Origin of the sequence: Peribacillus aracenensis, from assembly GCF_025175645.1 — a bacterium.
GTDB classification, from domain to species: domain Bacteria; phylum Bacillota; class Bacilli; order Bacillales; family DSM-1321; genus Peribacillus; species Peribacillus aracenensis.
The window spans coordinates 37,319-56,830 of the sequence record NZ_JANZMJ010000028.1 but is presented as its reverse complement, the minus strand read 5'-3'; the positions used below and the strand labels follow the sequence as shown (position 1 = coordinate 56,830).

The window sequence follows — 19,512 nt, the reverse complement described above, 5'->3', positions numbered from 1 at the left end:
TTGTAATCGTTTGCAGAATTAATCGATCGGAATCACGATGTTTAACCATACTTTTTTACGGCTAAAGTATGACTAGATCAATAGTTTAAGAGGAGGAGATTTTCTTTGAATATATATGAACAGCAAAAAAACGGACAGCCCGGACAAACACAGGAAAGACAGCCTGGCATTGAATCTGAGATGAATCCACTTCCGATTCAGCCAAAGGATTACATAGGAAGCGGTAAGCTAAAGGACCGAGTTGCCTTGATAACAGGCGGAGATAGCGGCATCGGACGTGCGGTTGCCATCGCTTATGCAAAGGAAGGCGCCCATGTGGTTGTGAATTATTTTGATGAGCACGGTGATGCCGAGGAAACGAAGAAGCTGATTGAAGCGGAAGGCGTTCGCTGCCTCTTGCTTCCAAGTGACGTTTCCGTGGAGGAGAATTGTAAGGAATTGATTACGAAGACGTTGGACGAGTTTGGGAAGCTGGACATCCTCGTCAATAATGCAGCGGTGCAATTCCCGACGGAAAACATTGAGGATATTACGGACGAGCAATGGGACAAAACGTTCCGCACCAATATTTATTCAGTTTTTTACATGAGCAAGCACGCGGTTCCTCATATGAAACAAGGCAATTCAGTCATCAACACAACATCGATCAACCCATATAGAGGGCATGCAACATTGATGGATTATACAGCGACAAAAGGGGCAATCGTCGGATTCACACGCAGCCTTGCACAGAATGTGGCTAAAAAAGGGATCCGGGTCAATATGGTGGCACCAGGCCCGATTTGGACTCCGCTCATCCCGGCGACGTTCGACGAACAATCCGTTGCCGAGTTCGGTACCGAGGCACCGCTTGGCCGCCCTGGGCAGCCGGCGGACCATGCAGGCGCATATGTGCTGCTTGCATCTGATGAAGGTGCTTATATAACGGGGCAGTGCATTCACATCAATGGCGGGATCACGATGTCCTCATAAACCCCAAACGACCGAAAAGCATGGTGCTTTTCGGTCGTTTTCATTTACATTGCTAAACTGAAATTTAATTTCCTATGCCGGGCGAATTCATTAAAACTATTCTCCAGCCATCCGGATCTTCAATGGTAACACCGGATTTCTCCCAATATGGATTTTCCGGAGAAACCGGTTGATAGCCCATACCTTTCAATCTATTCGTGATGTCCTCAATGGTTTTACGTTCAGGAATATAAAAGACAAGCAGATTATCTTGTGATGGGGCAGGACAAGGGCTGCCATCTTTATGTTGGGTAAACTCCAGATGATAGCTGGAATCTGGAAGCCCAATCATGATGCCGTCATATCCCTCATGCCCTTCAAAAGACCCGATTTTTTTCAAGCCTAAGCCTTCACAATAGAAGCTTACAACCTTTTTAAGTTGATCAGTAGGCCGTGCAACCCGGATTTGCGCTACTTTCATTTCATTTGGCCATTTACTTTCCATTGTCCCATCCCTCTCTGTAAATCGAACTATATTTCTTCTTTCAAGTTACTTTTACCAATATCCATACCAAAACCTAATGCAATAGCGGCACCTAAACAACTGAAAAGACAGCCAGCTCCCAAGAAAATGGATGGATCTGATTCACCGATCATCACTGAAGCTATACCTCCAATTGCCGGAAAAAGGGCAACCATGTATCCACTTTTCGCCCCGCCTATTTTTTCTACAAGCTTGAGGTAGAATAGCCAAGCTCCAAAGGAAGCGAATATAGTTAAATAGAACAAAGCAGATAAATAGGTAATAGATGTCGGTAAAGTGACCGCTTGTCCTTGAATGAACACAATTGCCGATAAAAGAATTCCTCCTACTGCAAATCCAAGTGCATTAGCATAGATTGGGTCTACTTTCTTCCTGGCATTTCTAGCTGAACTTGCATCGCCCAATGCAGTAAGGAGGGTACCAAGAACAGCCATCATGATACCCTTTATATCATTGAATCCATGAATATTATTTAAACTCGGGTAAATAACAATACAAACAGCCAGCACACCAATTATCCCACCAATTAAGATACGTGAATGTAATGGTTCCTTCAAAAAAACACGAAGGGCAATGGGTGTTAGAATGACTTTCAATGAAAATATTAAAGTGACCATGGCCGCTGAACTTAAGATGGTGGCGTAATAAAGGCATAAATAGCTTAAAGCAAAATTACAAGTTCCAAACACAATAATAAATGGAACATCCTTTTTCCTGGGTTTTCCTTTAGGTCTAAGAATGCACAATAAAATGAAAAATAGGATGGCCGTCAAACCTAAACGATATGTTAAAGATAATTCTAAACTTACAGGCGTACCTTGAATCTTAACGGCAATAAAATTAAGTCCCCATACTAATAAACAAAATATGTACATAAAGTTTGTCATAATAAAATGACCAATTTGCGATATTGCCCACTTTCTATCAGCTCATCGTAAATGATTTTCCCATCCATAATTTAACCGCCTTCTATTAAAAATCACATCCGGTATTAATGTAATAATAAAGTAAATATTACCAATCCAAAAGGAATTGTCAATATATAAAAATCCCTTCCGAAAAAGCCCTCCAGTTAAAATGGAGAGCTTATCATTGGCTAGTCTATTAGCTTCAGACTGCAGACAAACTCGGTAATAATTGAGTTTGTCTGCAGTTTTAAAAACGTTCCAGTTGATTTCAGAAATTCGCTCCCTACCCGCCAACTTGCCAAGCCTCATCAAAGTAAGCGGCTGTGGGGTCTTGGCTAGCAAATTTCTTCAATCCAATGAGGGTTTCATAAAAAGTAAAGGCTGTTCACATACATTGTTGCCTTCTCGAACTGCACGCCTGTTGAAATGTTGTTCATAATAAAAGACCGCTTTAAACGGTCTTGTCGTTATTTGATTTCTCTTCATATTGATTATGATGCTTGGTATCATGTATTGGATTATCTTGTTGTATATCGTCATCTTTAATTCCCATAGTGATGTCATCATAAGGTGTGTATCTATTTGAAGGTATTGATTTCTTTTTAATCATCCGATAACAAACAAAGCCTATTACAAAAATAATGAATAAAGAAAAAACATATGTCATTTAATCACTCCTTAAATAGATTACTCACTAATTTATTCATCACAAACCATACTATCCCTCTATCCCAAACAACAAACTTTACGAAAACAGCCAAAGTTAAAAAAACACAAAGTTTACTTAGCCTTTCTTTAAAAACTGTGTTTCGGGATGAGCACCATTCCGAACTCCCTCTTGTCTACAAACTGCGCTAACGACTATTAGCCTTTAAAGCTGACCTGTCCAGTTTCAACCAATTCCTTCAGTCCCATAAACATTAAATTCCAGCCATGTTCAGATCCATCGTGATAGTCTCCAAGAGCTTTTTCAATATCGGATTCTGTCCAATTTTCTTCATGAGGAACGATGATATTTTGTGAAAATGTCATTTCACAGCCCTTTTGAAGTTCTTTCAGCTCAACTGTAATGGTATCTACTAATTCACTGAACTGAGGCATTTTAAAAGTGAACACTAATTTATTGGGAGGGTCGATTTCAAGATACTCCCCTATCGCCCGATAATCTTTTCCATCGCGCTCATCAATAATTTCCCAAGTTCCTCCCACCTGAGAATCATTTTTTGCCGCCTTATTTGTCCCTTCCAATGTAAAAAACCATTTTCTCATCATCTGAGGGTTCAACCATGCATCAAAAACCATTTCAGGCACTACATCAAAATTTCTTGTCATCTTTAAAGTGGTTGTTGAGTATTTTTCCATTTACATACTCCTTACATCATTTTATGGGACATACTTTTCAATTCTTCTTTTGAGACAACACGCCAACCATGTGCTTCCAGTTTCTCCATATAAGTTTCCATCCTGATTTCCTCAATTTCGATTGAAAGCGGATGAAGCGAAACAAAACACTCATTCAAAGCATAATTGATCGAAACCTTTACAACTTTCCTTTTTCATATTTTGAAAGGAATAGATATCGTTTGTAACTTTAAATGGTTCCCCGTTCTTGGAGAAAATTGCACTTCCATTCGGTATTGCATATATCTTTCGTTCATTTGATAGGGGAATTAATTCTCCATCTATATTATCCTCGTAATGGACCTCAACACTAAATCCGACTAACCCCAAGCCCTTGATCACTATCGTTTCTGGATAGTCTTTATCTTTTGTTATTATGCAATCCTTGCAAAAAGCTAATGAACCCGCACTATATCCAATGATTAAACCTTGAAAGTCTTTGATAATTGGGGCAAGTCCTTTTTCCTCTATTACATGGATCAACCTTTCTGGCTTTCCACCAATAAAATAAAGAATATCATGTTCGATTATAGAACTTTTCATTTCAGTGTCCGAAAGGTCTTCGTTTAATAATTCAATACTTACATTGTCCATTATTGAAAAGGCTTGTTTGATACTTACCATCCAACTTTCATACCTGGAATTGTCGGTTGCAAAAGGGATTACCAAAAGCTTAGCTTCAGGTTTAATCATTTTTGCCAGTTCCAGGAACACTTCACCTAATTCATTATTCGTCTGATTTCCGCCGCCAATAAAACAAATATCCATATATGTCCCCCATTTATACACATGCCATTCTCTTAAAACATTCTATGTAAAAAGGACAATACCTTTATATGTCACCGCTAATGTCAGCTGAGAAATTTTTACATCTAGATATCATATTGACTTTTAAATTCAAAAATCTCATCAACAGCTTTGTGATATCCACCCGATTTTTGAAAGGATTCCCTTATATATGAAACATCTTTATGGAAAGATGGGTCGTTTAACACATGATCTGCGGCCTCACGTAGTTGATTTGCATTCAAGCTTTGCATTTGTAATTTAATACCTGCTCCGATATTGGCAACTTGCTCTGCAATAATTGGCTGATCCGCGCTTTGTGGGATTACAATTAGCGGAACCCCGTAGTAGAGTCCCTCATTGGTACTATTCATTCCACCATGTGTGATAAATAACTTCGTGTATTTTAGCACTTCCGTTTGTGGAACATATTTTTTTACAATGAAGTTTTGGGGAATCTCTCCTAAATCAATTAGTGGGGTTTGTTGACCGATCGACATTACAACCGTGTGATTGCTATTTCCAAATGCTTCAAAACAAAGCTTATAAAAATCAACATCACGGTTAAAAACTGTACCGAGCGAAATGTAAATGGGACTTTTTCCTTTGATAGCAGTAAGGTCAAAATCATCCTGTTTTAATCGTGAAGAGATGGATGGACCTACAAATTTGTAAGTTTGGTCGAATGCTTCTCCAAAAGGTTGAAATTCTCTAGTTGTATAAACGATTGTAAGTGGTGCAGGATTACAAAAAACCTCGTAAGGAGAATGGATCTCCACATCATATTTCCCCTTCACCATTTCCGTCAGGCTTTGAAATTCATCGTATATACTTGCAGGGATTTCTTTAGAAAGCTGTTCCAACATTTTATCGAATGATGCTTTCGTCTGCGCAAAAGAAGTACAAGAATTGATTGCAGGAAGCTTAAGGATTTGGGCAAGTAAACGGCCACAACCAAACATGGAGTCGTGGATGATGTAATCAAAATGCTCTCCCTTGATCTGTTCAAGAACGCTAGGTATGACGATATCTGCCGTATGTAAAAGACCGTTGATTCTTTCGAGTAAATAATTTCTCCCGCCTGAGATAAAAGCTTTTATAAATTTTTCACCGTCAAATGTTCGTACAGTGGCTCCCGTCTTCTCAACACGCTCTCGAAAAGCTTCTATCGTAAAGTACACTACCTCTTCTCCACACGAAATAAGCTCTTGCACAACTCCAAGAGTTGGATTGATATGTCCTTCTGATCCACCATTAATAAATAAAACACGTGCCATTTTATCACTCCTTAGGTAATTCTGTAAGAGTATCACTGTCCCATACCCTTCTAATTAAATTTATCATAGTACAATACTTGAAAACCTCAAACTCCTTGTCATCTAAAATTAATATCGTTTAGGCACCATTCTTCTTTTAATAAGGCTCTTTTCGTAAAGATTGTTGTTTTTATTTAAGGTTGATGGGAGCGCAGGTGCAAGACTCCTGCGGGAGCAGCGGGAAGCGAGCATCTGGAGGGGAAATCAACCACACCGCCTTACTTGGTAAATAGCAACAAAGTATACGAAAACAGCCTTTAATAAAGGGCCTGTTAATATACCCCCGCTTAAATGAACTTTTTATTTTCTAACAATTCCTCCTCATCACTTAACATATTGATGAATTTTTTTAAAGACGCAGGTGCATACTTCTCTTTTCGATAAATGAATACTGTTTTGACTTTTCCGCATAGATTCGGAATTGAATGTTGTCTAAGGCCGTCTTGTTCATGCTTGGCAATCACACTTTGTGGAAGCATACTTATACCTAGACCAGCTGCGACACAACCGATGATCCCATCTATAGTGCCAAATTCCATTATCTTATTGGGTATCATCTTCTCTTGTTTTAGCCATAGTTCAAACTTTTCCCGATAAGCACATCCTGCATGAAATACGAGCAGTGTCCTTGTTTGAATATCTTTGATAGAAGATATAGGGGGATGGACTGTATCAGTAATGAGAATTAGTTCCTCTTCAAACACTTCTTTCTGAATGAGATCCGGGTGATTAATGGGTCCTGCCACAAATGCTCCATCCAATTCATTCTGAAGCACTGCTTGAATATTTTGTTCAGTGGAGCCTGTTTTTAAAGTTAAGTCGACCTCTGGAAAATCTTTATGATACTTTGAAAACAAGACTGGTAAGCGAACTGCTGCGGTTGTTTCCATTGAACCAATAGTTAACGGACCTCTAGGAGTTTGATCATCATTCATCATATTTTTGGTTTCTTCTATAAGATCGAATATTTTTTCTGTATATGTCAGCAGCATGCTTCCTTTGTCAGTTAATGCAGTGCCGCGATTATGTCTATAAAAAAGAGTTGTTTGAAGATCCGATTCCAACTGCTGTATTTTCATCGTGATATTTGACTGTGCATATTGAAGTTCTCTTGCTGCTTGAGAAATACTCCCCATCTTAGCTACACTCTGGAAAATCTTTAATGAATGCAAATCCAAAATAATCTCTCCTTAGTTGATTTATCTTTTAGCCATCATTAATAGTGATACCAAATATAAATTTTAAGTATTATACCATATAGCAAAGAAAAGATATGCTTATAATATCCTACATGTAAATGGACACTCTAAAACCATTATTTCTTTTAAGGGGAGATACACAACATGCCATTATTACGTTTTGATTTGGTAGAAGGAAGAAGTGAAGAAACGTTAAAAAAATTATTGGATTCGGCCCACCATGCGATGGTGGAAGCTTTCCAAGTGCCTGAAAGCGACCGTTATCAAATCGTTCATCAGCACCCGCCGCATGAGCTAATGATCGAGGATACCGGACTGGGATTTAAAAGAAGCAGAGACCTAGTAGTCATTAGTATTGTAAGTAAGAAAAGAACGGTAAAACAGAAGGAAACCTTATACTCACTTCTTGCTCATAAACTTGAATCGGACTGTGGGATTTCTTCACAGGACTTGATGGTTTCCATAACGGAAAATAGCGATGCTGACTGGAGTTTTGGACGAGGGGAAGCACAGTTTCTAACAGGTTCATTATAGCTATGAATGTATGCTTTTAGTATACAAGGAGGGGAAGTTTTGAAGAATCAATCTTATCTTTTTTTAATGGGGGGAATCTTTTCTTTAATCATTGCTATGGGGATTGGAAGATTTGCCTATACTCCCATTCTTCCCCTTATGCAAAAAGAACTTACTTTATCTAATACAGTTGCTGGTTATCTAGCATCCAGTAATTACGCAGGATATTTGCTTGGAGCCATTTTAGCAGGTGCCATTCCTTTTAAGAAGTATAGAACCATTTTGTTAAGAATAAGTCTAATCATCAGTATCTTAACCACGGCCCTGATGGGTCTCTCATACTCTCATCTTTGGTATGGACTTCGCTTTCTATCAGGGTTTGCCAGTGCGTTTGTGTTGGTCTTAGCCTCCGGTATCGTGTTAGATAAACTTGCAACTATAAGAAAAACCAGTTGGTCGGGTTTTTTTTATGGGGGAGTAGGTTTGGGAATCTTTTCTTCCAGTCTAATGATTCCGAGATTAAACCATTTATTTCGGTGGGAAGGAACATGGATAGGGCTAGCTGTCGTGAGTGGAATTCTTGCTATCTTTGTATGGATCTGGCTCGATGAAACCCCTAACGTTGTCGAGAAGAAAGATAAACAAGATATGATTGTAAAAGTGCCCCCCGCTAACTGGCTTATATGGTTGATTATTGCGTATGGTTTAGAAGGGTTGGGTTACATTGTTACAGGAACGTTTATCGTATCCATCGCTGAAAAGACCTCATCCTTTCATAATGGTGCTACCTTAGTTTGGATGATGGTGGGATTGGCTGCGATTCCATCCTGTCTCATCTGGTCTTTACTAGCTAAAAAATGGGGATTCATTAAATCTTTAGTACTTGCAATGGCTCTGCAATCCTTTGGTATTGCGATGCCAGCCTTTTGGATGTCAAAAACAAGCTTTGTCATAAGTGCTTTATTATTTGGAGCCACGTTTATGGGTATCACGACCCTGGCTACAACATTGGGACGGGAAATGAATCCATCTGATAGCAATCGGACCATTGGCATGCTTACCGCTATTTATGCTATTGGACAGTTGATAGGACCAACCCTTGCTGGGGCTTTATCATCACTCACACATGATTTCAATGCTGCTTTTATTGGTGCAGCAAGTGTTGTCTTCTTTGGGGCAATTTTGCTTTCAAGCGGGATTCATTTCGAGATCAACCCTAACGTTCATCCAGCCAATATAAAAAAACAGAAGAGAGTTAATGAGGGTTAAAATACAAAATTGGGGGAGTCAATGATGTTAAATAATGAAATGATGAAGCATTTAAAGATTAAGAATCCTATAATACAAGCTCCCATGGCAGGCGGGATCACGACTTCGGATTTAGTAGCCGAGGTGTCCAATGCCGGGGGACTTGGAATGATCGGAGCAGGCTATCAGACACCCATACAATCAAGAGAGCAGATTAGAGAAATCAAGCAGTTAACGTCAAACCCTTTTGGCATCAATCTATTCGTGCCAAACGAATTTAACGTAACGCCTGACGCGGTCCAGTCAGCCAACCAGCTTTTACACACCATACATAAGCAATTAAATGTAGAACAAATAGACAGCTTTGACATTCCTGAGTATAAAAAAATTCATGAAAGCTTCATTGAACAAGTTCAGGTTGTCATTGAAGAGAATGTATCTATTTGTTCCTTTACATTCGGTATCCCTCCTAAGGAAGTGATGGATGAATTAAAACAGCATAACATCACTCTTATAGGAACAGCTACAACGGTTAGGGAAGCCGTTGAAAATGAAAAGGCGGGAATGGATATGGTTGTTATGCAAGGCAGTGAAGCTGGCGGGCATCGCGGGAACTTTATTGATGGTCATCAGGAGAGCCTGGTAGGTTTAATGTCACTTATTCCGCAGGTTGTTGACAATGTAAGCATACCTGTAATCGCTGCAGGAGGAATTATGGATGGAAGAGGATTAATGGCTTCACTCTTCTTAGGGGCACAAGGTGTACAAATGGGGACAGCTTTCTTGACTTGTATAGAAAGTGGGGCACACAAGGTACATAAAGAAGCCATATTGAATGCTGCTGAAGACCAGACAACCTTTACTCGTGCCTTTTCCGGTAAATGGGCAAGAGGTATTAAAAACAAATTTATTGCAGATATGCTGGAGCATGAATTGCTTGTACCCGATTTTCCTGTTCAAAACCTATTAACTCAAGTAATCAGAAAAACGAGCAGCAGTCAAAATAATCAAGATTTCATGTCACTCTGGTCTGGACAAAGTCCCAGATTAGCCAAAAGTCAAACCGTTGAAAAATTAATGAAAGATATGATGTCTGAAGCTAAAATGATTTACATATGATGAGGCAGCAGCTCACTTCTCTTTAATAATCTAATGTTGCCATTGGTACTATAAGGTCACCAGATAGTCCTGGTGACCATTGTTTGTATCGTTTCTCTTTTATAAAAAGAACCGCTTTCCCTATAAGAAAAACCACTCTTTTGTTAAACCTGGCAACAAAGTGGCCAACTATATCCATGCAAACACTTTTTATACATTTCGAGAATCCGATACTACTTCCTTCACCTCATTGCGTTTTAAAGCAGCAGTACTCAGTATCACAATCATGCTTATTAATCCAATCCAAACAAAGACAGTAACTGGCGTGTTCCAAGTTAATTCTTCACCAAAGAAGAGTAATTTCCGAAGACCTTCTACCATAAATCGCATTGGCAACCAAGAGTAAATCCAATCCCGATAAAACGGAGACATCATTTCAGGTGCCATTGCCAGTAAAGGGGCACCGAAGAAAAGTAATAAGACAAAGACTGCAATGCCCTTAATCCCAACTAACGAAAATACAGCCGAAATCATTAAGAAGAAACTAAAGGCGGTAATTGATAAGAATAAAGCCGTATCCATGAAATTCGGGATATTCAAACCAACCATTCCATCTGCTATCCAGGTAAAGCCAAATCCAATTACCAGGGCTACAACCGCACCCATTAAAATTTGCCCGGCCTTTGTGACAAGTTTTTCTTTTCTAGTGCGGATCGGCATTTTGCTAATAGAAATAAAGATTACCGCAGCACTAGCCAAACTAGCCATCCATAATGGCTGGAATAAGGAAACAGGAGCATTTCCGTTCGCACTATTCGTGCCGATTTCATTGACATTCGTGACTTTCTTAGCGATTGGAACTGCAAGGCTTGCTGCCTGTTTTGCTGTCAAAGTTGCTCCTTGTTTTTCAAAACCATCAAGTAGTTGTTTTCGGACAGTATCGTTCATGTTGTCAACTACTCCATTCAAGACCTGTCCTGCCATCGTCGAAGCAGCCGCATTCATTCCCTGATTAATAAATATTTGCACTTCAGGTGCAGAAGGTGCTGGTGTCCGTAATGATGCTTGCTTTGGACTAAAATCCTTTGGGATAACTAAAGCCGCGTAATACTTTTGATTATCTAAACCTTTTTGGACTGCCTCCATACTGTCCACTTCCACCCATTTTACAGCAGGGTCCTTTCCCTTTGTTGATGCTGAAGACTTTTGTATCATTTCAACAATCGTTTGCCCCATGTTCATCTTTGGTTGATTAGGAATTACCACTCCTTCATCCTCATTTACGATTGCAATCGGCAGATTTTTCGGTTGTGGCTGAACCGATGGAAATAATGTCAGTGAAAAAATAAAAATAACGGCCAATGCGATGATCGGTGAAACCAATACCAGTTTATTTTTGAACATATTTTACCCCTCCTTGGTTTCGGTTATAATAAAGAACAACCTGTTGTTTTGTTTACTACATTCCAAATTATAATTTGGGGACGAGTTCTGTTTCAATAATCAAAAATGGCACATGTGTTGGTTACGGAACACCGTAAATAAATATGTTGGATAAAATTAAGGAGGCATTAGCTTGCTAGATAGTAATACGGATTTGCGGATCATTCGGACTAAAGAGTCCATCCGAAATGCACTTGTAGAATTAATCGATGAAAAAGGTTTCAAAGCAATAACGGTTAAAGATATAACAACCAGGGCAAAAATTAATAGAGGCACATTTTATGCACACTATCAAGACAAATTTGATTTAATGACTAAATACGAAGAAGAAATCATGCTTGAAATGTCCAGAATAGCAAAACAGAACTTTCCAGCTGTTATTGCTGCACTTGGAACCGGCGCCCCCACTTTAGCACCATTTACCCTCGCAGTTTCAATATTTGAGTATTTTAATGAAAATAGTGGATTTATGAAAGCGGTGTTAGGCCCAAAAGGAGATTTATCATTTCAAACAAGACTGAAAGATTTTATGTGGAAAACACTGTTTGGAAATGATCCAAACGCACTTATTAAGGAGGAACATTTACTTGTTCCAGGACAATATTTAGCCTCCTACGTTGTATCTGCACATATAGGAGTCATTCAACAATGGCTGGATAGCGGCAGGAAGGAATCCCCTCAAGAAATGGCTCGCATCCTATCGACCATTACAGTTAATGGACCCTTCTTTGCAGCTGGTTTGAAAAAATAAGATAAAGGGACACTACCATGACAAATAGGTACTGTCCCTTTATTAGTAAAATGCTTATTTAACTAAACTGCCCCTATAAGAAAAAGCTTCCTTAAAAGTCAGCTCTGATCTTAAGCTTACGCACCCGTTAGTTTAAGTGTACTCACTCACAAACTTTAAATTTTCATTCTAAACCTTATGGCTTAATTACTAAATACCATTTTAATGCATTCGTGTACAATATTTTTTCGGTAGCTTTTTCATTAAATAGACGCTGAATCAATTCAATGTCTGCATACAATAAGTAAAACTAAAACCCGAAATACAGACGCTCATGTTTGAGCGTCTGTATTTCGGATAGTCATCCCATTGAATGTGCTTTTTAATTACGTTTATTTTTCTCTTTGTTCCGTCTTCCACCATAGGGAATCTTTTGGATTTTCAACAGCTTCTTGATAATCAGACTTAGAAGCTACTGTTGGGTAAGAACCTTTTAGGGATTTCCCTGAAGTACTTTTGAACAAGAATAATATCACTAAAAATCCGATAATACTCACGGCTGTTAGATAGAAACCAGGTGCTAAGTTATTCCCCGTTTGGTGAACTAGCCATGTGGAAACTAATGGGGTAGTTCCACCAAATATTGAAACTGAAACATTAAAGGTCACTGATAATGTCCGATATCGAATATCAGTATAGAACATGGTTGGTAACGATCCAGGCATTGTGCCTTCATAAATTGAAAGCAGAACACCTAGAATTAGAATACCTAAAGAAATAAATACTAAAGCATTCAAGTTTATTAAATAAAAAGCAAGGGCAGATAATAGGGTTAATCCGCCTGTTCCGATTAAGAAAACAGTCTTATTTCCAATTTTATCACTGAGCTTTCCAAACATTAAAGTAAGTGGCACCATAATAATCATTAGAATCGTAATTAATAGGGTTCCTACTGTACTAGATAATCCAATAATCTCATCTAAATAAGAAGGCATGTATGATAATAGCATATAGCTTGTAATATTAAAGAATGCAACAGCTACAAAACATACAAGAATATCTTTTTTGTGATTTTTAAAAATAGATAGGAAGCTTTCCTCTTTGACTTCATCATCAGAAAGTTCATTTTCAAAAATCGGTGATTCCTCTAAACTTTTTCTTAAGTACAACCCAATAAGCCCTAAAGGTAAGCCAAGTAGAAACGGTATTCTCCAACCCCATGAGGCCATCTGTTGATCAGATAGAGTGATAAAGAGTGTACTGGCAAGTATTGAAGCGAATATATAACCAATGAGCGTACCAATTTCCAATCCACTTCCAAGCATATTACGCTTATTGTCTGGAGAAGATTCTGCAATATAGACCATTGCACCAGCGTATTCGCCACCAGTTGAAAAACCCTGAATAATTCTAGCTATTAATAAGAGTATAGGTGCCCATATACCGATTTGATCATATGTAGGTAATAAACCGATTAGTAATGTTGAAAAAGCCATTAAAATAATCGTGGTTGTTAAAACGACTTTTCTTCCTAATTTATCTCCGATTTTACCAAATATAATACCGCCTACTGGGCGCATTAAAAAGGCAATCGCAAATGTTGCAAAGGTGAACACTAATTTTAGCTCATCATTCTCAACAGCACTAAAAAAGTTTTGACTAATGATAACAGCTAAATAGGAATATAAGCCAAAATCAAACCACTCCATAGCGTTTCCTACCCCTGTAGCAAACACACTTTTCTTCGCCTTTTGAATATCTACAACGTTGATTTTTTTCTTGTTAAATTTCATTTTATCATGTCATCTCCATGGGATACCATTATGCAAGAATGAGAAATAAAGTCAAACTGGGGTACAAGCAGATTCCGGATCGAAAAGCCTTTGGACATTAATTATTTTGATACAAAAACAGAAAAATATTCATTTTTTTGCTTACAATAGCTCTTTTGGTTGGTAGGTCCCCTGCTTAGAGAAAAAGCAGGGGACTAAAGAAATCCCTGATCCCTTAAGGGATGTCTTTCTGTGCTGGCTTCCTTCTTGTGTCGTTATGCGAACTAAGGATGTATATGAGATACAATGAAACAGAGGTGAAAATTATGAACAAAGATCAAGAAAAATACGCTCCTATGCCCGATGATAATGATTTAACTGAGGAAATGATAAATGATAATGGGGAACAGAGACAGCTCAATTCTTTCCTGACGAAAGATTGCTTGCCCCTTTATCAATAATGTATTGATGACCCAAATGAAGAAATCAGAGCTTACGCCGTTTTTGCTTTAAGTTAGTGGATTATCGTATATTCTCTTTTTTATTACTAGAAACTAGTATTACCCTTCCCTACCAAGTTCACATATATCATCCCCCCACGCTGTCTAATGTCGGAAATCCACAGCAAGGACATTTTATATGTTGCACTGAAATCCCCCCCTCATTTTTCTTATAAATTTCATAAATATCAAAATCTGTCTTTACGGTTTAAACATTCTTTTTAAACTAACCCGCCCCTTATAGTTCCATACAAAAAAGAGCTGCCGATGCAGCTCTTACCGGAAAAAATTCCATTTAGTTTTTAGGTTTATCCAATCCTTCTTCTTTAATAATCCCTTCTAACGAGATTCCCCGTGGTAAATCAGGGTCTCCATCTGTACTAAACGATTCACTGCAATGTGTATTTGTTACAGTAAAGTAGGTGCTGGAGTACTCGTAGTCATCTATTTGTACACCTTCCGAGCCTCCAAGATTAATGCAAGAATCATCAATTCTTTCTTTATTTCCTTCTTTATCAATATAAAAATATTGATTATTGATAATCCCTTCTCTTTCAGGAAGCGGGCTGAGTGTGTATCCTTTTTCATTCATTCGATAAATATCAAAGTCTTCACTTTTTTTAGGTTTTGGAGCATCCTTGATATTGTACACCACTCTAACTTCACCCTCATACCCTTTTGGAATGAGATAGACTTCATTTGTATGCTTTTCGAACAATGGACCCGAGACAGTCATTGAGCCATATAATGCTAAAGAGAATAAGATAACGGTAGATAGCGTGTTCGTAATCATTACCTTGTTGGCCGGCTTTATCCCCCTGTTGTATTTTCTCATTCTCTGCCATTCTTCTGATAGGAAAAAGAGCAAAGAGCAGATGACCGCATAAATTCCGAGATCTCCTAAAAATATCGAGGGCAGAAAACCGAACACCAGATAGAACAAGGATGCGAAAATAAATCGATTCTTTCCGATCTTCATTGTTACAAAATCCGAAAGAAAGGAAACGGGTATCCCGTAAACAACATTGCCTATGAAGGCATATACCATCACGAATATAAAATAGATTGGCAAACCTGTTCGAAGTTCCAATAGGAGAAAGAACCCTCCGAGAATACTGCTGACTATCAAGACAGATTTAAGCTTTGTGGAAAGCATATCTTTCATTTTTATTCCCCTTTTGTTTTATCATCTCTACATTCGTACACAGAGCCTTAATCAAAGCCCTTGCAAACCATTTATAAAGGGATTAAGTTATATCCCCATTGGCGAAAACACTCGGTCAGCATATAGTACCCTCTCTCCTCATCTCGGATGATTGATCCACATTGCTGTCTACTTTCCATAACCGAAATGGGATAATCCTGTCAGCACGATATTGTAAAATATGTTTAAAGATTGAAGAAAAGCTCCTGTTAGATTAATTTTCTAAGTAATCTGCCTGATTAATTGACCTTAAAGTAATGTAACCAGAATAAGATAAATGGGATGGATAGATAATAAATGTTTATTAGGCATCCTAAAATCATTACATACTTCATGAATCTTTTCTTAATAAGAATGGACAAAAATAGCCCAATAATCGGTAATAGAATAACTGCTAGTTGTATCGTTATATTAACAAAGCTGTGCATCCCCCAAGGACTTACATTCAACATCCCCCTATTATGGATGAACAAGAAAGTTCCTGATAAGATCCAAATCAAACTAGTAATAAATATATATATTTGATTTCTCATCTTTACCTCCCCTTACAGACTCCCCAGCCCTCTTAATGAAACTTTAACACATCATTCCATTTATTTGGTTACATATTAAAAACTGCTCTTACTCCACAAAAAAAAGGCTGCCGCAGCAACCCCTTTTATTGAAGCACAGTCATTTTCCCAATGCCATATTAACAGTATCAACGGCATGGATTACGGCCGTATCAAATAATGGCACTTCTGAATCCTCTTGTTTTACCAATAATCCAATTTCGGTGCAGCCTAATATTATTCCTTCCGCTCCATCATCAACCAACCCCTTGATGACCTTTTTGTAATAATCTCTTGATGATTGTTGGATTTCCCCTAAACATAATTCTTCATAAATGACTTGATTGATCACTTTTCTATCCTCTTCATTTGGTATCAAAACCTTGATACCATTAGACTCAATTCGTGTTTTATAGAAGTCTTGCTCCATCGTATATTTAGTGCCAAGTAACCCAACCGTACTTATTTTGGACTCTTGAATTTGTTTTGCTGTTGAATCAGCAATGTGTAAAATCGGTAAACTGACTTTCTCTTCAATATATCCGACCACTTTATGCATCGTATTCGTACAGATGACAATCATTTCGGCACCTGCCTTTTCCAAAGACAGAGCTGCTTCCCCTAATAATTTACCGGAACTATCCCAATCGCCTTCAGCTTGATAGCGTTCGATTTCCTCAAAATCCACGCTATATAAAATACACTTGGCTGAATGCAATCCTCCCAATTTGGCTTTCACTTCCTCATTGATGAGTCGATAATATTCCAGCGACGATTCCCAGCTCATTCCGCCAATAAGGCCAATCGTTTTCACAAACATTCCCCTTTTCATCGTTTAATTATCAGTCGAAAAACTCCATATATGCTTTTTCTTGTTTGTAGTAATCCATTCTATTTTGTAAAGTACCTGTATGAAACTCGAACTTATGACCATCTGGATCAGTGAAATAAATGGACTTCTTATCTTTTTCATCCCTTGGACGTCCTGACAGGATGCTTACATTCAATTCCTTTAGTTTCTCGTACATGTTCATAAAGTCAGCTTCTTCTATGGAAAATGCTATATGTGTGTATGATTGGCTTATTTCATTACGGGGTATATCCTTTTCTGCATTCAGGGCTAGCCACATTCCATTCAAGTCAAAATAGGCAGTGTTTCTCCCCTTAACTAACAATTTTGCATCAAAAACATTTTGATAAAACTCTATGGATCTCTCTAAATCGGAAACTGAAAATAAAAAGTGATTCAAACCCTTTATAGACACACTGCCACCTCATATTAAGATTGCTTTTTTTTCGCCATTAGACGCTTATAAAGAGGATACCCGAACATGTAATACCCTGAAAACGACAGCAGGATTAAGGATAAACCGGTCATTGTGAGGATACTGTATCTATACCAATCGCCAAAAAAGGTTCCATCATGCAAAGTGATGAGGAACGTCGAGTAATCTGGATTTGTGGATAACACTTTTCCCGTACTCACATCCATTTGAACACCTTGACCGTTATTAAAGCGAACCTGGTACACATTTGCACTTGGTCTATATTCAATTCTAAATATATCTTCAACCGAGTCCGCACCTGGAAGATCCTGAGACGTAGCAATGGATACGACCTTCTCCATAGGTATCGCTTGATCTGGACCCGCCTCTTTCCCCGTCCTTAACTCATCAGCCACTCCGAGTGGTAACATATAAACAAGCACGAGGCCTGTGACTGCGATGAACATAAAAAAAACGGATAAAACCAATCCAGTCCATTTATGTATTTTTCGGCTTAATTGATACAGCTTTACAGATTTCGACAATTCCATCACCCCTTGACTAAACAGTAAAATTCATAAAATTAAAAATTTTTCTTCATGACCACCCGATCTTCATTTACAACATAATCATTTTTCAGATAAAATGCTTCTGCAAGCCCGCCATTAGCAGTTAATAAATATAGACTTTTAATCTCTCTTTTCTGCAGTTCAGCTTCTAAAGATTGGAGCATCCTTGAGCCATACCCTTTACCTTGCCTTTCATTATTCACACAAAGTTCTGCCAAATAATAAGTTAAACCTTGATAAGACACCTTACTATTTCCAGCAACAAAACCAACTGGATTGTGAGCATCCTGAAATAAAAAGCCAAAAAATTTAGGCGTATGCAATAAGTCGGAAAGTCTCTCTTTAGCCGCTTCATATGTCCAACTTTCATTCCATGGTTCATGATTAAAAACGTTCATGTAGAGTTCGATACATTGCTCCAAATTCTCCGATGTCAGCGGCAGCATTTCTGTCATATTCATGCTTCCTTTCTATTTTCATTAAAATTTTGTATATTAATCCAAATTATATCTTATCTTACGTGAACTAGCCTGTTTCTATGGAACCATAAAAGAAGAGGTAATATCAGCCTTAGGCGGGGTGATTGCTGCTGCTTCAATTCAAACAAATTATGATATAAACACCATTTTCACCGCTTTATCTAAAGGATTCCAAATACAGACCGGGGTAACTTACTCAATAGAGGCGGTATAACAAGCATGATGCCGCTGTTACACATCATTTATACACTAATAGGATTTGCAATCTTTCAAGAAAAAGGAAATGGGAACAAGGATAATGAAAACCTGGAAGATAAAACGTTCATGCAGATAAAGATAAGCAATGAATAAAAACACTTTAGCTGGCAGTCCTGCTATATAATGTTCTATGAAAAAAGGTCGACCAGTGATTGACACTGGCCGACCTTCGTTCATTAGAATAGGATTTCATTGTAATTTGATAACTGCTTCACGAATAAAACTCTATCTTGATTTAGTCCGTCATAGTCAGAGTGGACTGAAATAACATCCATTAATTTATCTCCCGCTTCCATTTCAAATCCCATCTTGAGATGATAGGCAATAGAGGTTTTGTTGACAGGAGACGTTACACAACGGACAATCTTGCGGCCATTTTGATGAACGACATTAAAAAACTGATGGTATAAATGTCGTCCGATATCATTTTTTCTGTATTCAGGATGTACGCCAACAAAGTGAATATATGCCTCATCAGATTGAGATTGAGATAGAATCCCTATCAGGAAAGGACTATTTTCCCTTCCTTTTCAGCTATGAAACTTGTTTTTGTAAAATGATCAAAAAATAACTTCGGTAACATATCAGACATTTGCCTTCCGCCCCACCACTCATTGATCAGTGGCGATATTGCATAATAATCGGACCCTTTCACTGAACGGATTTCCATCCTTCTCCCCCTTTAATGATGCAATTAAACTAATTTTATCATTAAGGTGATTTTCGCGTTATTAATTCTATACTTACCTGGCTCGTAGCTTAGTAACTAAACCCAAA

22 protein-coding genes and 1 pseudogene are annotated in these 19,512 nt (G+C 38.1%); 7 read left to right on the top strand and 16 right to left on the bottom strand.

The window, feature by feature from the left end:
• Positions 1-105 precede the first annotated feature (105 nt).
• Positions 106-972 carry an SDR family oxidoreductase gene (locus N0M92_RS22110; protein WP_260287857.1) on the top strand — a complete coding sequence of 289 codons (867 nt, stop codon included), beginning with the start codon at positions 106-108 and terminating at the stop codon, positions 970-972.
• A 64-nt stretch (positions 973-1,036) separates the two neighbouring features.
• On the opposite strand, the gene N0M92_RS22105 is transcribed toward N0M92_RS22110, so the two are convergent.
• The 7 genes from N0M92_RS22105 to N0M92_RS22075 all read right to left on the bottom strand — a co-directional run bounded on the left by N0M92_RS22105 (position 1,037) and on the right by N0M92_RS22075 (position 7,084).
• A complete protein-coding gene (locus N0M92_RS22105) occupies positions 1,037-1,456 on the bottom strand; it encodes a VOC family protein (protein ID WP_260287856.1) in 420 nt (139 codons plus the stop codon).
• A 26-nt stretch (positions 1,457-1,482) separates the two neighbouring features.
• The gene (locus tag N0M92_RS22100; protein ID WP_260287855.1) at positions 1,483-2,382 is read right to left on the bottom strand and encodes a DMT family transporter; all 900 of its coding nucleotides are present in this window, start codon (positions 2,380-2,382) and stop codon (positions 1,483-1,485) included.
• Between the two features lie 472 nt (positions 2,383-2,854).
• Positions 2,855-3,070, bottom strand: coding sequence for a DUF3951 domain-containing protein (locus tag N0M92_RS22095; protein WP_260287854.1), 216 nt, complete (start codon positions 3,068-3,070; stop codon positions 2,855-2,857).
• A 197-nt stretch (positions 3,071-3,267) separates the two neighbouring features.
• Positions 3,268-3,765, bottom strand: a complete 498-nt coding sequence (locus N0M92_RS22090) for an SRPBCC family protein (RefSeq protein ID WP_260287853.1) — start codon at positions 3,763-3,765, stop codon at positions 3,268-3,270.
• Between the two features lie 150 nt (positions 3,766-3,915).
• Positions 3,916-4,572, bottom strand: a complete 657-nt coding sequence (locus N0M92_RS22085) for a Type 1 glutamine amidotransferase-like domain-containing protein (protein ID WP_260287852.1) — start codon at positions 4,570-4,572, stop codon at positions 3,916-3,918.
• Positions 4,573-4,676: 104 nt separating this feature from the next.
• Positions 4,677-5,867: a macrolide family glycosyltransferase gene (locus N0M92_RS22080; protein ID WP_260287851.1), complete on the bottom strand. Its 1,191-nt coding sequence runs from the start codon at positions 5,865-5,867 to the stop codon at positions 4,677-4,679.
• 326 nt (positions 5,868-6,193) lie between these two features.
• Complete coding sequence (locus tag N0M92_RS22075; RefSeq protein WP_260287850.1) at positions 6,194-7,084, bottom strand: LysR family transcriptional regulator; 891 nt, start codon at positions 7,082-7,084, stop codon at positions 6,194-6,196.
• Positions 7,085-7,249: 165 nt separating this feature from the next.
• Here N0M92_RS22075 and N0M92_RS22070 point away from each other — a divergent pair, with 165 nt between their 5' ends.
• The 3 genes from N0M92_RS22070 to N0M92_RS22060 are packed head-to-tail and all read left to right on the top strand — an operon-like array spanning position 7,250 to position 9,985.
• On the top strand, positions 7,250-7,639 hold the full coding sequence (locus tag N0M92_RS22070) for a tautomerase family protein (RefSeq protein WP_260287849.1): 390 nt from the start codon (positions 7,250-7,252) through the stop codon (positions 7,637-7,639).
• Positions 7,640-7,678: 39 nt separating this feature from the next.
• Complete coding sequence (locus N0M92_RS22065; RefSeq protein WP_260287848.1) at positions 7,679-8,887, top strand: YbfB/YjiJ family MFS transporter; 1,209 nt, start codon at positions 7,679-7,681, stop codon at positions 8,885-8,887.
• Positions 8,888-8,911: 24 nt separating this feature from the next.
• The gene (locus N0M92_RS22060; RefSeq protein ID WP_260287847.1) at positions 8,912-9,985 is read left to right on the top strand and encodes an NAD(P)H-dependent flavin oxidoreductase; all 1,074 of its coding nucleotides are present in this window, start codon (positions 8,912-8,914) and stop codon (positions 9,983-9,985) included.
• Positions 9,986-10,174: 189 nt separating this feature from the next.
• On the opposite strand, the gene N0M92_RS22055 is transcribed toward N0M92_RS22060, so the two are convergent.
• Positions 10,175-11,368 (bottom strand): YhgE/Pip domain-containing protein, encoded by a 1,194-nt coding sequence (locus tag N0M92_RS22055; protein ID WP_260287846.1) that lies wholly within the window; start codon positions 11,366-11,368, stop codon positions 10,175-10,177.
• 172 nt (positions 11,369-11,540) lie between these two features.
• Here N0M92_RS22055 and N0M92_RS22050 point away from each other — a divergent pair, with 172 nt between their 5' ends.
• On the top strand, positions 11,541-12,158 hold the full coding sequence (locus N0M92_RS22050; RefSeq protein WP_260287845.1) for a TetR/AcrR family transcriptional regulator: 618 nt from the start codon (positions 11,541-11,543) through the stop codon (positions 12,156-12,158).
• Positions 12,159-12,529: 371 nt separating this feature from the next.
• On the opposite strand, the gene N0M92_RS22045 is transcribed toward N0M92_RS22050, so the two are convergent.
• Positions 12,530-13,930, bottom strand: coding sequence for an MFS transporter (locus tag N0M92_RS22045; RefSeq protein ID WP_260287844.1), 1,401 nt, complete (start codon positions 13,928-13,930; stop codon positions 12,530-12,532).
• Positions 13,931-14,235: 305 nt separating this feature from the next.
• Here N0M92_RS22045 and N0M92_RS22040 point away from each other — a divergent pair, with 305 nt between their 5' ends.
• Complete coding sequence (locus N0M92_RS22040; protein WP_260287843.1) at positions 14,236-14,370, top strand: hypothetical protein; 135 nt, start codon at positions 14,236-14,238, stop codon at positions 14,368-14,370.
• A gap of 334 nt (positions 14,371-14,704) precedes the next feature.
• Here the strand turns inward: N0M92_RS22040 and N0M92_RS22035 are convergent, their stop codons facing one another.
• The 6 genes from N0M92_RS22035 to N0M92_RS22010 form a co-directional block, all read right to left on the bottom strand.
• Positions 14,705-15,574, bottom strand: a complete 870-nt coding sequence (locus tag N0M92_RS22035; protein WP_260287842.1) for a DUF6843 domain-containing protein — start codon at positions 15,572-15,574, stop codon at positions 14,705-14,707.
• 278 nt (positions 15,575-15,852) lie between these two features.
• Complete coding sequence (locus N0M92_RS22030; protein ID WP_260287841.1) at positions 15,853-16,146, bottom strand: hypothetical protein; 294 nt, start codon at positions 16,144-16,146, stop codon at positions 15,853-15,855.
• A gap of 139 nt (positions 16,147-16,285) precedes the next feature.
• Entirely contained in the window at positions 16,286-16,978 is a 693-nt protein-coding gene (locus N0M92_RS22025) for an aspartate/glutamate racemase family protein (protein WP_260287839.1), read from the bottom strand.
• A 28-nt stretch (positions 16,979-17,006) separates the two neighbouring features.
• Positions 17,007-17,429, bottom strand: coding sequence for a FosM family fosfomycin resistance protein (gene fosM, locus N0M92_RS22020; protein WP_260287838.1), 423 nt, complete (start codon positions 17,427-17,429; stop codon positions 17,007-17,009).
• 14 nt (positions 17,430-17,443) lie between these two features.
• Positions 17,444-17,974 carry a PepSY-associated TM helix domain-containing protein gene (locus tag N0M92_RS22015; protein ID WP_260287837.1) on the bottom strand — a complete coding sequence of 177 codons (531 nt, stop codon included), beginning with the start codon at positions 17,972-17,974 and terminating at the stop codon, positions 17,444-17,446.
• A 38-nt stretch (positions 17,975-18,012) separates the two neighbouring features.
• Complete coding sequence (locus N0M92_RS22010; RefSeq protein ID WP_260287836.1) at positions 18,013-18,453, bottom strand: GNAT family N-acetyltransferase; 441 nt, start codon at positions 18,451-18,453, stop codon at positions 18,013-18,015.
• A gap of 243 nt (positions 18,454-18,696) precedes the next feature.
• Here N0M92_RS22010 and N0M92_RS22005 point away from each other — a divergent pair, with 243 nt between their 5' ends.
• The gene (locus N0M92_RS22005) at positions 18,697-18,828 is read left to right on the top strand and encodes a hypothetical protein (protein ID WP_260287835.1); all 132 of its coding nucleotides are present in this window, start codon (positions 18,697-18,699) and stop codon (positions 18,826-18,828) included.
• An 83-nt stretch (positions 18,829-18,911) separates the two neighbouring features.
• Here N0M92_RS22005 and N0M92_RS22000 read toward each other — a convergent pair.
• Positions 18,912-19,405 (bottom strand): annotated as a pseudogene (locus tag N0M92_RS22000) (GNAT family N-acetyltransferase).
• Positions 19,406-19,512: the final 107 nt, after the last annotated feature.